Genomic DNA, 13,828 nt, shown 5'->3' with positions numbered 1-13,828 from the left:
GCCAACACTCCTTCGTTAAGCCATCAACAAGCACGCCAATTCAGAACCATAGTCGGTTCTGGCCAAGTTGCGCGGCGCGGTTGTCCTGACCGCCGCCGTCTAAAGTGCGGGTTGCGGGTGAATCACCGCCCTCAGGCGTTCCTCCTGGAGAAATTTCATGATGATCGGCGCCACAGCCTCGGCCCGGGTAATCAAGAACAGATGACCGTCGTCGATGATGTGCAGTTGGGCGTTGGGTATGCGCCAGGCCAGCATGCGCATGTTGATCAGCGGGATCAGCGGGTCGTCATCGCCAGCCAGCACCAGGGTCGGTTGCTTGATCTTGTGCAGCCAGTGGATGCTGGTCCAGCCAAGCCCGGCGAACAGTTGCCAGTAGTAACCCAGCTTGCCGGCCGAACGCACTTTGCTGGCGTGTTCGGCGGCCAGCTTCGAATCCCGACGGAAGGAGCCGCCGTAGATCATCGGGGCAATGCGCACCACATGGGACGGCTGGATATAACGCCGGGGGCTGGCCATCAGCCACAATACTTTCGGTTTGCCCGGTACCATAAAGGCGCCGGCGGCGGTGGCGGCGAGAATCAGCTTCTTGCAGCGCTCCGGGTAGTCATACGCGAACTGCTGCGCCAGCGCCCCGCCCCAGGAAACGCCCACCACGTTGACCTGGCCATAGTCCAGGTAATCGAGCATGCGCGCGGTGAGCTTGGCCAGGCCGGGAAAGCGATAAGGCCGGCTGGGGGTCGACGAACCGCCGACGCCCGGCACATCAAAGGCAATCACTTCCAGGTCCGGGTCCAGGGCCTGGACGAACGGAAACACCAGCTCAAGGTTGGCGCCGATGCCGTTGAAAATCAGCAGCGGCGTCAAGTGAGGCTTGCCCGGGCGTACCGCTGTGCGGATGGCTTGGCCATCCAGGTCGATGGTACGGAAGATGAACGGTTGCGGCATGGGCCTACCCTGCAAAATGGCGCGCTATTCCCTGTCTGAACTCGGTCAGTGTGGGAGCGAGCAAGTCGAATCGTCGCACCGCCGCTCCCACATTGACCGAGTTCCAGTCACAAAAGTGTGTGTGCTCTATCGTTCATGTACATAAGTGCCCGGCGCCGCTTCAGCCGCTGCGTACGCTTTATTACCCAAGCTTGCGGGCGCCTTCTTCAACTTGCCCGAGCGCTCCGCCTGCCACGCCTGCCAATGCAGCCACCACGAATCGGTGTGCTTGGTGGCGTTCTCCTGCCAGTCGAGGGCCTTGCCCGGCATCGTGTCGCTGGTCTGGTAACGCGACTTGGGGTTGCCCGGCGGGTTCAGGATGCTCTGGATATGCCCGCTGCTGGACAACACAAACTCGACCTTGCCGCCAAACAGCTGCGCCGACTTGTAGCAGGACTGCCACGGCGTGATGTGGTCGTTGGTGCCTGCCAGGGAATAGATATCGGCGGTGACCTGCTTCAGGTCGATCGGCGTGCCGCACACTTCCAGGGCGTTGGCGCGTATCAGCGGGTTGTTCTTGAACAGCTCGATCAGGTCGCCATGGAACGCGGCCGGCAAGCGGGTGGTGTCGTTGTTCCAGAAGAGGATGTCGAACACCGGTGGCTCGTTGCCCAGCAGGTAGTTGTTGACCCAGTAGTTCCAGATCAGGTCATTGGGGCGCATCCAGGCAAACACCTTGGCCATGTCGCGGCCTTCCAGCACACCGGCCTGGTAGGAATGGCGCTTGGCTGCTTCAAGGGTCTGTTCGTCGACGAACAGCGCCACCTGGGTGTCCAGGGTGGTGTCCAGCACGCTCACCAGCAGGGTCAGGGCGTTGACCTTCTTCTCGCCCAGCGCCGCGTAGTGGCCCAGCAGGGCGGTGCAGGTGATGCCGCCGGAGCAGGCGCCGAGCATGTTGATGTCTTTGCTGCCGGTGATCGCGCTCACCACATCGACCGCTTCTTTCAGCGCCTCGATATAGGTCGACAGGCCCCACTCGCGCTGGGCCTTGGTGGGGTTGCGCCAACTGACGATAAACGTTTGCTGGTTATTGCGCAGGCAGAAGCGCGCCAGGCTCTTGTCCGGGCTCAGGTCGAATACATAGAATTTGTTGATCTGCGGCGGCACCACCAGCAGCGGGCGTTCGTACACCTGCTCGGTGATCGGCCGGTACTGGATCAGCTCCAGCACATCGTTGCGAAACACCACGGCGCCTTCGGTGGTGCCCAGGCTCTTGCCCACTTCAAAGGCGCCCATGTTGACCTGGCTCGGCATGCCGCCGTTGTGCACCATGTCCTTGGCCAGATGCGACAGGCCGTCCAGCAGGCTCTTGCCGCCGGTTTCGAAGAAGCGTTTGACTGCCGCCGGGTTGGCCGCGCTGTTGGTAGGCGCCATGGCCTCGGTCATCAGGTTGATGACGAAGTGGCCGCGGCTGATGTCATGCTCCGACAGGTTGCTGTCACCGATCCAGTCGTGCAGCTCCTTGCGCCACGCCAGGTAGGTTTGCAGGTAACGTTTGTAGAGCGGGTTCTGGGTCCACGCCGGGTCGTTGAAGCGGCGGTCGTCGGCCTCGGGTGTCAGCTGTGATTTGCCGAACACCACGTTCTTCAATTCGACGCCGAAATGGGCGACGTGCTTGACGCTGTGCAACGGTTGTTTGATGGCCTGGGTCAGCACCATCCGAGCGGATGCCAGTAAATCCTTTTTCCGTAACGCGATGATCGGGTTCAGCCCCAGGGTGTTTTCCGAGGCTTGGCGTTTCAAGTCATCGTTGTTCTTGTTACTCATCTACGACGCTCCATTGTCCGACAGACGAGTACCGGGTACCGCTGTGTACCACTACTTGCGACACAGCACAGCCTGGTACTACTGCTCGGGTGACCGTTAATACCGCATCGTCAAATGCAGGGAACTTGCCAGTTCCATTGGTTACCCGAGTTTAATTTTTTTCGCAAGCGGGCCAATCGTTGGCCACGACAGAGGGGCATTCAAGCAGATGGAATTAGAAAATGCCCACTAATGAGCAAGAGGCCTGAGCTAGAGCATCAGCCGCACGACCGACTGGCTCGGGTCGCGGGTTTTTCCGGCGGCTTTCAGTTCGGCAAGATAGTCAGCCCACAGCGCGTCCTGACGCACGGCAAGTTGATAGAGGTAGTCCCAGGTGAACAATCCACTGTCATGGCCATCGTCGAAGGTCAATTTCAGTGCGTATTGGCCGGCGGGTTCGATCTTGCTCAAGCCGACATTGAGCTTGCCAAATTGCAGGATCGGTTTGCCGTGGCCCTGGACCTCGGCGGAGGGGGAGTGCACGCGAAGGAATTCGGCGGGCAGTTGATACACCTCGTCAGGACCGTAGGTAAGGCCCAGTGTCTTGGAGGCTTTGTGCAGGTTGATCGCGGTAGGCAGTTTGGTCATTTGGGGAACCGCTCAGAGATGATCCTGAAGGAACCGGTTTTAAACTGTGGGAGCGGGCTTGCTCGCGAATGCGGTGTGTCAGTCACAGTTGCATTAACTGACCCACCGCATTCGCGAGCAAGCCCGCTCCCACATTAAAGCAGAGCGGTTCCTGCGTAAGCCTTACAGGATATAACGAGACAGATCTTCGTTCTGCGCCAATTCGCCCAAGTGGCTGTTGACGTAGTCGGCGTCGATCTTGATCGCCTCGCCATTCTGCGCGCCCGCCATGTCGCCGGCACTGAAGGAAACTTCCTCCAGCAGGCGCTCAAGCAAGGTGTGCAAACGACGGGCACCGATGTTCTCGGTCTTCTCGTTGACCTGCCAGGCGATCTCGGCCAAACGCTTGATACCGTCCGGCAGGAACTCAATGGCCAAGCCTTCGGTTTTCAGCAGTTCGCGGTATTGCTCGGTCAACGACGCATGCGGCTCGCTGAGGATGCGTTCGAAGTCGCCCGGCGTCAGCGCTTTCAGCTCAACGCGAATCGGCAGACGGCCTTGCAGCTCCGGCACCAGGTCGCTCGGCTTGCTCAGGTGGAACGCACCGGAAGCGATAAACAGGATGTGGTCGGTCTTGACCATGCCCAGCTTGGTGTTGACGGTACAGCCTTCGATCAGCGGCAGCAGGTCGCGCTGCACGCCTTCGCGGGATACGTCGACGCCGCCGGAATTGCCGCGCTTGGCCACCTTGTCGATCTCGTCGATAAACACGATGCCGTGCTGCTCGACCGCTTCCAGGGCCTTGGCCTTGAGTTCTTCCTCATTCACCAGGCGCCCGGCCTCTTCGTCGCGCACCAGTTTCAGTGCTTCCTTCACCTTGAGCTTGCGGCTTTTCTTCTTGCCCTTGCCCATGTTGGCGAACAGGTTCTGCAACTGGCTGGTCATTTCTTCCATGCCAGGCGGTGCGGAGATGTCGACGCCGGACACTTCGGCGACTTCGATCTCGATTTCCTTGTCGTCCAGCTGGCCTTCACGCAGGCGCTTGCGGAACAGCTGGCGGGTGTTGGAATCCGAGCTCGGTGCCGCGTCTTCGTTGAAACCCATGCGTGCCGGTGGCAGCAGGGCGTCGAGGATGCGTTCTTCGGCGGCGTCTTCGGCGCGATGGCTGACCTTGGTCATTTCCTGTTCGCGCAGCAGCTTCAGGGCAGCGTCGGCCAGGTCACGAATGATCGATTCGACGTCACGGCCCACGTAGCCCACTTCGGTGAACTTGGTGGCTTCGACCTTGATGAACGGAGCGTTGGCCAGTTTGGCCAGGCGCCGGGCGATCTCGGTTTTACCGACACCGGTCGGGCCTATCATCAGGATGTTCTTGGGGGTTACTTCAACGCGCAATTCTTCGGGCAGTTGCATCCGGCGCCAGCGGTTACGCAGGGCGATGGCAACGGCGCGCTTGGCATCGTCCTGGCCGATGATATGGCGATTGAGTTCATGGACGATTTCGCGGGGAGTCATGGACATAGTAATTGGCGGTCCTCAAGCGGGAATAAGCCTGCGGCTTATTCGGCGAGGTCCTGCTCCTCAATGGTCAGGTTGTGGTTGGTGAAGACACAGATGTCGCCAGCGATACCGAGGGCAGTCTCGACGATTTCCCGGGCCGACAGGTCGGTTTTCTTCAGCAGGGCGCTGGCTGCGGCCTGGGCGTAACCGCCGCCGGAACCCATGGCGATCAGGCCTTCTTCGGGTTCAACCACGTCGCCGTTGCCGGTGATGATCAGCGAGGCGTCTTTGTTGGCGACGGCCAACATGGCTTCGAGGCGGCTGAGGGAGCGGTCGGTGCGCCATTCTTTGGCGAGTTCGACGGCGGCACGGACCAGGTGGCCCTGGTGCTTCTCAAGTTGGCCTTCAAAGCGCTCGAACAGGGTAAAGGCGTCAGCGGTGGCGCCGGCAAAACCGGCGAGGACCTGGCCGTGGTACAGGCGACGGACTTTTTTCGCGTTGCCTTTCATCACGGTATTGCCAAGTGAAACCTGGCCGTCGCCGCCCATGACGACTTTGCCGTGGCGGCGAACTGAAACGATGGTGGTCAAGGGGAGAGTCTCCACGCTGCGGGGCGAAAATGCCCTGATGGAACTCATATGGGGGTGGCGGGGGGGATTTCAACTGTAGGACGGGAGGGCGGACGAGTGGTGTTTATGTGTCGGTCTCGGTCCTGACGGCGATGAAAATCAAATGTGGGAGCGGGCTTGCTCGCGAATGCGGTGTGTCAGTCACTGGAAATATTGACTGATCTGGCGCCTTCGCGAGCAAGCCCGCTCCCACATGGGTACTGCTATGTTCTCGCAATCAGCGGCTTTGGCGTTGTTGTAACAACAGGTTGCTAAACCCTGCACCCGCCAGTTGTTTCTGCGCCACGGTCAGCTGTTCACGGTTGCTGAACGGCCCTACCAGCACGCGATACCAGGTCGCATCCTTAACCGTCCCGGACTCCACCGTCACCGCCTGCCCCAGCAGAATGATCTGCGCACGCACGCGGTCCGCATCCGCCTGTTTCGGGAACGAGCCCGCCTGCAGGAAGAACTTGGTCACCGGCGCTGCTTTGGTCGTGGCAACGGGCGGCGGTGGCGGCGGGGTGATCCCGGCCAATGCCGCCTGGGCCCGTGCAGTGTCGATTTTCGCCGCTTCCGCCGGTGTTACCGGTGTAGTCGGCACAGGCTGCGGCGTCGGCAGGGTTTTCTCCGGCACGGCGTCCGGCGGCACGATCACTTCCGATTCCGGCAGCAATGTGTAGAAGTCGTACTTCGGCTTCACCGGCGCAGTCGGGCTCGGGACGGTCTTGTTCGCTTCGGCCATTTTCGTCGCCCTCTGCTGCTCTTGCTTGACCCGTTTGACGTCATCGCCCTTGCCCGGGTCCAGCTTCATCAGGAACACGACAAACGCGCCGACCGTCAGGCCGATCGCCATCCACAACCAGCCCGGAATAGGTTTCTTCGCAGGTGCCTGGTAGCGGCTGGCGCCGCGCTTGGGTGCAGGTTTTTTCTTGGCAGCCAACTTACATACGCTCCAGAGTTTCCAGGCCCAACAATTCCAGGCCTTGCTTGAGGGTCCGTCCTGCCAGTGCGGCGAGGCGCAGGCGGCTCTGCTTTTGAGCTTCGTCGTCTGCGGTCAGGATCGGGCAGTTCTCGTAGAAGCTGGAGAACAAACCGGCGACTTCGTACAAATAGGTGCAGAGGATGTGCGGCGTGCCTTTCTCGCCGACGCTGTTCAGCACTTCGCCGAATTGCGCCAGCTTGGCCGCCAGTTCCTGCTCGTGTGGCGCTTCAAGGTTGATCTGGCCTTCGACTTCACTGAAGTCCTTGCCCAGCTTGCGGAACACACCGGCCACCCGGGTGTAGGCATACAGCAGGTACGGCGCGGTGTTGCCTTCGAAGTTGAGCATCAGCTCGAAGTTGAAGCTGTAGTCGCTGGTGCGGTGCTTGGACAGGTCGGCGTATTTCACCGCGCCAATGCCCACCACGCGGGCGATGTTGCGCAGGTCGGCTTCGGCCAGCTCCGGGTTCTTTTCCTTCACCAGGTTGTAGGCGCGGTCCTGGGCTTCGTTCAGCAGGTCAATCAGCTTCACGGTGCCGCCATCACGGGTCTTGAACGGGCGGCCATCGGCGCCGTTCATGGTGCCGAAGCCCATGTGTTCCATGTGCATCGGGTGGGTGACGAAACCGGCGCGACGCGCCACTTCGAACACTTGCTGGAAGTGCAGGGCCTGGCGCTGGTCGACGAAATACAGGGCGCGGTCGGCTTTCAGCACGCCGCTGCGGTAGCGTACGGCGGCCAGGTCGGTGGTGGCGTAGAGGTAGCCGCCATCGGCCTTGACGATGATCACCGGCAGCGGGTCGCCGTCGGCGGTCTTGAATTCTTCGAGGAACACGCACTGTGCGCCGTTGCTCTCAACCAGCAGGCCCTTGGCCTTGAGGTCGTTGACCACGTTGATCAGGTCGTCGTTGTAGGCGCTTTCGCCCATCACGTCGGCCATGGTCAATTTGACGTTGAGCAGCTCGTAGATTTCCTGGCAATGGGACAGCGAGATCTCGCGGAAGCGGCCCCACAGTTCCAGGCATTCGGCATCGCCGGCTTGCAGCTTGACCACCAGGCCACGGGCGCGGTCGGCGAATTCTTCGGATTCGTCGAAACGCTTCTTGGCGGCGCGGTAAAAGTTCTCCAGGTCCGACAGCTCGTTGCTGGTGATCGGGTTTTCCTGCAGGTACGCCATCAACATGCCGAACTGGGTGCCCCAGTCGCCCACGTGGTTCTGGCGGATCACGTCGTCGCCGAGGAATTCCAGGACCCGCGCCACGCCGTCACCGATGATCGTGGAGCGCAAGTGACCTACGTGCATTTCCTTGGCCAGGTTCGGCGCCGACAGGTCGATAGCCACGCGCTGTGCCGGGCCAGCCTTGCGTACGCCGATTCTGGCATCCGCCAGGGCCGCGTCCAGGCGCGAAGCCAGGGCCTGCGTGTTCTGGAAGAAGTTGATAAAGCCTGGGCCAGCGATTTCAGCCTTGGTCACCTGCGGGTCGGCCGGCAGCGCGGCGATGATTTTTTCCGCCAGGTCGCGAGGCTTCAGGCCAGCCGGCTTGGCCAGCATCATCGCGATGTTGCTGGCGAAATCACCGTGGGTCTTGTCGCGGGTGTTTTCCACCTGGATCGCCGGCGTCAGGCCTTCAGGCAACACACCTTCGTTGACGAGTTGGGTGAGGGCTTGTTGGATCAGCTGGCGAATGGTGTCTTTCATGGTGTTCTCTTTCGACCGCAAGCGGTGGCGCGCGATGCGCAGGTGGAAAAACTGGGCATTATCCGTGGGGAGGGCGGGCTTGCCAACCTTCGCTGGACCTTGACGGACGATTAACCTGTGGCGAGGGAGCTTGCTGTGGCGAGGGAGCTTGCTCCCGCTGGAGTGCGTAGCGCTCCCGGYTTTTTTGGGGCCGCTTCGCAGCCCAGCGGGAGCAAGCTCCCTCGCCACAGGGGTCTAGTACAAATCTACCGGGTCTACGTCCAACGACCATCTCACCTGGCGACCACTGGGCATTTGCTCCAGCGCAAGTAACCAGCTGCTTAATAGACGATGCAGCGGGGCGCGGGCACTGGCTTGCAAGAGTAGCTGGGCTCGGTAACGCCCGGCGCGGCGTTCCATCGGTGCTGGCACCGGGCCCAATAGCTCGATGCCGGTCAGACCCAGCTCCCCCAGCAAACGTTCAGCCTCGCTGCACGCTTCATCCAGGAAACCTTCGGCCTGCCCCGGCTTGTGCGCCTCGGCCCGCAGCAGCGCCAGATGCGCAAACGGCGGCAAGCCGGCCGAGCGGCGTTCGCTCAAGGCCTGCTCGGCGAAGGCAAAGTAGCCTTGTTCTGTCAGTTGAATCAGCAATGGGTGGTCGGCCAGGTGTGTTTGGATGATCACTTTGCCTGGCTCTTCAGCCCGCCCGGCACGGCCTGCGACCTGCACGATCAGCTGTGCCATGCGTTCGCTGGCGCGGAAATCCCCGGAGAACAACCCGCCGTCGGCATCCAGGATCGACACCAGGGTCACCCGTGGGAAGTGATGCCCTTTGGCAAGCATCTGTGTGCCCACCAAAATACACGGCTGGCCCTTCTGGATCGTGGCGAACAGCTGATTCATCGCGTCCTTGCGCGACGTACTGTCACGGTCGACCCGCAGCACCGGGTAATCCGGGAACAGAATGCCCAGCCGCTCCTCGGCGCGCTCGGTGCCTGCGCCCACCGGGCGCAAGTCGACCTTGCCGCACTGCGGGCAGTGACGTGGCACCCGTTCCACATGGCCGCAGTGATGGCAGCGCAGCTCGCCGGAACGCTGGTGGACGGTCATTCGCGCGTCGCAGCGCTTGCACTCGGACATCCAGCCGCAGTCGTGGCACAGCAACGTCGGCGCAAAACCCCGGCGGTTAAGGAACACCAGCACTTGCTGGCCCGCCGCGAGGGTTTGGCCGATGGCTTGTTGCATCGGCCCGGAAATACCGCTGTCCAGCGGGCGACTTTTCACATCCAGGCGCAGGAAGCGTGGCTGCTTGGCGCCGCCGGCACGCTCGTTGAGACGCAGTAGGCCATAGCGCCCGGTGTAGGCGTTGTGCAGGCTTTCGAGGGAGGGCGTGGCCGAACCCAGCACAATCGGGATGTTTTCCTGGCGGGCGCGTACCAGCGCCAAGTCGCGGGCGTGGTAGCGCAGGCCTTCCTGCTGTTTATAGGAGCCGTCGTGTTCTTCGTCGATGATGATCAGCCCGGGATTTTTCATCGGGGTGAACAGCGCCGAGCGTGTTCCAATAATAATGTCGGCCTCGCCGTCCCGGGCGGCAAGCCAGGATTCCAGGCGCTCGCGGTCGTTGACCGCCGAGTGCACCAGGGCGATGCGCGCGTTGAAGCGCTGTTCGAAGCGCGCCAGGGTTTGCGGGCCGAGGTTGATCTCGGGGATCAACACCAACGCCTGTTTGCCGGCCTCGAGGGTTTCGCGGATCAGCTGTAAATAGACTTCGGTCTTGCCGCTGCCGGTGACGCCGGCCAGCAGGAACGCGTGGAAACTGTCGAAACCGGCGCGAATCGCCTCGCAGGCGGCGCGTTGTTCGGGGTTGAGCGGCAGCTCCGGCTGGGCCAGCCAGTGTTCGTGGCGTTCGCCGGGGGCGTGCTTGCGGATCTCCACCTGCACCAAACCCTTGGCGAGCAGCAAGTCCAGGCTGTCCTTGCTCAGCATCAGCTTGCTTAACAGCTGATGGGCGACGCCGTGGGGATGCTGGGCCAGGGTTGCCAAAGCTTCACGCTGGCGCGGGGCGCGGGCGATGCGCGGGTCATCCATGCGCGCCCCGGGCACCATCGACCAGAAACGCTCCTGGCGCGCCTCGGCCAACTCGCCCTGGCGCAACAACACCGGCAGCGCCCAGCTCAAGGTGTCGCCCAGGCTGTGCTGGTAATACTGCGAGGTCCACAGGCACAGCTTGAACAGCGCGGGTGGCAGCGGCGGCGTGGCGTCGAGGATCGCCACTGCGGGCTTGAGCTTCTCGGCGGGCACTTCGCTGTGATCGGCGACTTCCACCAGGATGCCGATCATCTCCCGCCGGCCAAACGGCACGCGCACGCGCATGCCGGGCTGCAACTGCGACCGCAATACACCGGCAGGAGCCCGATAATCGAACAGGCGGCGCAGGGGCGAGGGCAGGGCGAGGCGCAAAATGGCGTCGGGCACGCGGGGGTTCTCATATGACGGGCGGCGAAGAAGGGCGGGAGCCTAGCAGACCGGCGGTGGATGTGGGAGCCGGGCTTGCCCGCGATAGTATCCATACGGTGCCCCTGAGAGACCGCAGCGCCTGCATCGCGGGCAAGCCCGGCTCCCACAGGGTGTTGGGTATGCCGCGCTTTTCTGATGAAAGGGGCCGCAGTGCTTCTTGCGCGTTTAAAAAGGTCTGGTAGAATCCGCGGCCTAATTACGTGCGGTATTCAACAATAGTGTTGATTGGCGGCACGCTAGCCTGAGGAATACACCATGAAAGCCGATATCCATCCAAACTATGTTGCCATCGACGTTACCTGCAGCTGCGGTAACAAGTTTGAAACCCGTTCGACTTTCGGCAAAGCTCTGCCAATCGACGTGTGCAACGAGTGCCACCCGTTCTACACCGGTAAGCAGAAGACTCTGGATATTGGCGGCCGTGTTGATCGCTTCAAGACCCGTTTCGGTGCTTTCGGCGCAGCTAAAACTGCTGCTCCAGCTCCAGAAGCTGAGTAAGGCGATCGGCTTGAAAAGCCTGTTTGGCTTTTCTTTGTTGATAAAAAAGGCGCCCCTTGTGGGCGCCTTTTTTGTGTCTGCGATTTGGCTGGCGCCGGCCCAGGCCGAGGTGTTCTGCCCGGCGCCCGGCAATGTCGCTACCTTCGATGTGCAGCGGGTAGTGGATGGCGACACGGTGCGCCTCAAGGATGGCCGCAGCGTACGCATGATCGGCGTCAATGCCCCGGAAACCGGCAAGAAGGGACGCACTGACGAGCCTTTCGCCGTGGCCGCCCGCGAGCGCTTGCAAAGCCTGGTGGACGCGAGTGGTGGGCGCGTTGGCGTGGTGCCTGGCCGGGACAGCAAGGACCGTTACGGTCGCACCCTGGCCCATCTTTACGGCGCCAATGGCGCAAATCTGGAGGCGCAGTTGCTCGCCGAAGGCCTGGGTTTCCAGGTGGCAGTCGCGCCGAATGTGGAACTGGTCGCCTGCCAGCAAGCCGCCGAACGCAGCGCCCGGCAGGCCCGGTTGGGGGTGTGGCGCCAGTCGCCGGTGGTGGACGCGGCGAAGATCCGGCGCTCGGGCTTTGCCGTGGTCAGCGGCCAGGTGAGCAAAATCGAACGCAATCGCGGCGGCCTCTGGATTGAGTTGCGGGGCTCATTGGTATTACGCATTGCACCCAATCTGATGGCCACGTTCGACAGCACGCTGTTGAAGGGTTTGCAGGGTCAGTCCATCGAAGCGCGCGGCTGGGTGCAGGACCGTTCCCGGCGCGGCGCCCTGAAAAATGACCAGGCACGCTGGCTGCTGCCACTGACTGATCCAAGCATGCTTCAGCGGGTGCCGTAAGAAAAAAATTGTAGACATTTTTTAGTGTGATTGTGAACAGTTGAGCCCTTGTATCCCGTGGCTCTTGGCCAAAAGTCTTAGGGCAGGGCTCTTGACACCTGTGACTGCCCAGTCTTGTAGGGACTTTGCGACACGCGTATCCTCGGCGGTCCGTCGACCAACAGTAAAAGCGGAATGCCGATATGTCTGATTTGAAAACTGCCGCTCTCGAATATCATGCCCATCCTCGTCCAGGAAAGCTGAGTGTAGAGCTCACCAAAGCCACTGCCACCGCCCGCGACCTGTCGCTGGCCTACAGCCCTGGCGTTGCCGAGCCCGTACGTGAAATCGCCCGGGATCCTGAACTGGCCTACAAGTACACCGGCAAAGGCAACCTGGTTGCAGTGATCTCTGATGGCACCGCGATCCTCGGCCTGGGTAACCTCGGCCCGTTGGCTTCCAAGCCAGTCATGGAAGGTAAAGGCGTGCTGTTCAAGCGCTTCGCCGGCATTGACGTATTCGACATCGAAGTTGATTCCGAAAGCCCGCAGGCTTTCATCGACACCGTAAAGCGCATCTCCATCACCTTCGGTGGCATCAACCTGGAAGACATCAAGGCACCTGAGTGCTTCGAGATCGAAAAGGCCCTGATCGAACAGTGCGACATCCCGGTATTTCACGATGACCAGCACGGCACCGCGATCGTTACCGCGGCCGGCATGATCAACGCCCTGGAAATCGCTGGCAAAACCCTCGGCGAAGCCAAGATTGTTTGCCTGGGCGCCGGCGCTGCGGCCATCTCCTGCATGAAGTTGATCGTGAGCATGGGCGCCAAGCTGGAAAACATCTACATGGTCGACAGCAAGGGCGTGATTCAGTCCGAGCGTACCGACCTGAACCAGTACAAGGCGATGTTCGCGCATCCGTCCTCCAAGCGTACACTGGCTGACGCCCTTGACGGTGCAGACGTGTTCGTTGGCCTGTCCGGCCCGAACCTGCTGAGCGCCGAAGGCCTCAAGTCCATGGCAGCCAACCCGATCGTGTTCGCGTGCTCCAACCCGGATCCGGAAATCTCCCCGGAACTGGCCCACGCCACCCGTGACGACGTGATCATGGCCACCGGCCGTTCGGACTACCCGAACCAGGTCAACAACGTACTGGGCTTCCCGTTCATCTTCCGTGGTGCCCTGGACGTTCGCGCCAAGCGCATCAACGAAGAGATGAAAGTAGCTGCGGCCAACGCCCTGCGCGAACTGGCCAAGCTGCCGGTGCCTCAGGATGTATGTGATGCCTACGGTGGCGCCAAACTGGAATTCGGTCGTGAGTACATCATCCCGAAACCAATGGACAAGCGCCTGATCACCCTGATCTCCGATGCCGTGGCTAAAGCTGCGATCGAGACCGGTGTGGCTACCCTGCCGTATCCGAAGAACTACCCGCTGCAAAGCGTGGACGATGTGTTCAACGGCTAAGCCGTTGTAGCGCACCAACAAAAAGCCCCGGCTCTTGCGAGTCGGGGCTTTTTTTGTGGCTGGCAATTAGCTCGAGCCTTGCGGTGATCCAAATGTGGGAGTGGGCTTGCCTCGCGAAGGCGGTGTGTCAGTCGGCCCATATGAGCCTGATACTCCGCCTTCGCGAGCAAGCTGAACTGGCCTAATGAATTTGGACACATCAATAGGGCGCTATGATGGCGCCCAAACCTGAGGTGTGCAGATGATGCGAAAGTCCTATTCCAGCGAGTTCAAACTCAACGCCGTCAGTATGGTGCTTGATCAAAACCTGCCTGTTCCCGAAATTTGCGCCAGTTTGGATATCGGCCCTACGGCTTTGCGTCGCTGGGTCGAGCAGGTGCGCAAAGAGCGCGCCGGATCAACGATGGC

The 13,828-nt window shown here is 61.3% G+C and carries 12 protein-coding genes; 4 read left to right on the top strand and 8 right to left on the bottom strand.

Features of this window, described 5'->3' with window-relative positions:
* Positions 1–99 precede the first annotated feature (99 nt).
* From phaZ to AU074_RS31805, 8 genes are all read right to left on the bottom strand, one after another.
* Positions 100–945 (bottom strand): poly(3-hydroxyalkanoate) depolymerase, encoded by an 846-nt coding sequence (phaZ, locus tag AU074_RS31845; RefSeq protein WP_076018088.1) that lies wholly within the window; start codon positions 943–945, stop codon positions 100–102.
* A gap of 126 nt (positions 946–1,071) precedes the next feature.
* A complete protein-coding gene (phaC, locus tag AU074_RS31840; RefSeq protein ID WP_076018087.1) occupies positions 1,072–2,751 on the bottom strand; it encodes a class II poly(R)-hydroxyalkanoic acid synthase in 1,680 nt (559 codons plus the stop codon).
* Between the two features lie 249 nt (positions 2,752–3,000).
* A complete protein-coding gene (locus AU074_RS31835; RefSeq protein WP_076018086.1) occupies positions 3,001–3,378 on the bottom strand; it encodes a gamma-butyrobetaine hydroxylase-like domain-containing protein in 378 nt (125 codons plus the stop codon).
* Between the two features lie 162 nt (positions 3,379–3,540).
* A complete protein-coding gene (hslU, locus tag AU074_RS31830) occupies positions 3,541–4,878 on the bottom strand; it encodes an ATP-dependent protease ATPase subunit HslU (RefSeq protein ID WP_076018085.1) in 1,338 nt (445 codons plus the stop codon).
* Between the two features lie 38 nt (positions 4,879–4,916).
* Positions 4,917–5,447: an ATP-dependent protease subunit HslV gene (hslV, locus tag AU074_RS31825; RefSeq protein WP_003209323.1), complete on the bottom strand. Its 531-nt coding sequence runs from the start codon at positions 5,445–5,447 to the stop codon at positions 4,917–4,919.
* Positions 5,448–5,703: 256 nt separating this feature from the next.
* On the bottom strand, positions 5,704–6,408 hold the full coding sequence (locus tag AU074_RS31820; RefSeq protein WP_017478234.1) for an SPOR domain-containing protein: 705 nt from the start codon (positions 6,406–6,408) through the stop codon (positions 5,704–5,706).
* Position 6,409: 1 nt separating this feature from the next.
* Positions 6,410–8,146 (bottom strand): arginine--tRNA ligase, encoded by a 1,737-nt coding sequence (gene argS / locus AU074_RS31815; protein ID WP_076018084.1) that lies wholly within the window; start codon positions 8,144–8,146, stop codon positions 6,410–6,412.
* Positions 8,147–8,380: 234 nt separating this feature from the next.
* On the bottom strand, positions 8,381–10,600 hold the full coding sequence (locus AU074_RS31805) for a primosomal protein N' (protein ID WP_076018082.1): 2,220 nt from the start codon (positions 10,598–10,600) through the stop codon (positions 8,381–8,383).
* 297 nt (positions 10,601–10,897) lie between these two features.
* On the opposite strand from AU074_RS31805, the gene rpmE reads away from it, so the two are divergent.
* The 4 genes from rpmE to AU074_RS31785 form a co-directional block, all read left to right on the top strand.
* Complete coding sequence (gene rpmE / locus AU074_RS31800) at positions 10,898–11,140, top strand: 50S ribosomal protein L31 (protein WP_076018081.1); 243 nt, start codon at positions 10,898–10,900, stop codon at positions 11,138–11,140.
* A gap of 58 nt (positions 11,141–11,198) precedes the next feature.
* On the top strand, positions 11,199–11,969 hold the full coding sequence (locus AU074_RS31795) for a thermonuclease family protein (RefSeq protein WP_083676750.1): 771 nt from the start codon (positions 11,199–11,201) through the stop codon (positions 11,967–11,969).
* 182 nt (positions 11,970–12,151) lie between these two features.
* Positions 12,152–13,420, top strand: a complete 1,269-nt coding sequence (locus AU074_RS31790) for a malic enzyme-like NAD(P)-binding protein (protein WP_076018080.1) — start codon at positions 12,152–12,154, stop codon at positions 13,418–13,420.
* A gap of 241 nt (positions 13,421–13,661) precedes the next feature.
* Positions 13,662–13,828 (top strand): transposase (locus tag AU074_RS31785; protein ID WP_371916675.1); only part of this gene is annotated, 167 nt, incomplete at its 3' end.

Origin of the sequence: Pseudomonas sp. ATCC PTA-122608 (assembly GCF_001952855.1) — a bacterium.
Classification (GTDB): domain Bacteria; phylum Pseudomonadota; class Gammaproteobacteria; order Pseudomonadales; family Pseudomonadaceae; genus Aquipseudomonas.
This window is presented reverse-complemented; position numbering and strand designations above follow the sequence as displayed.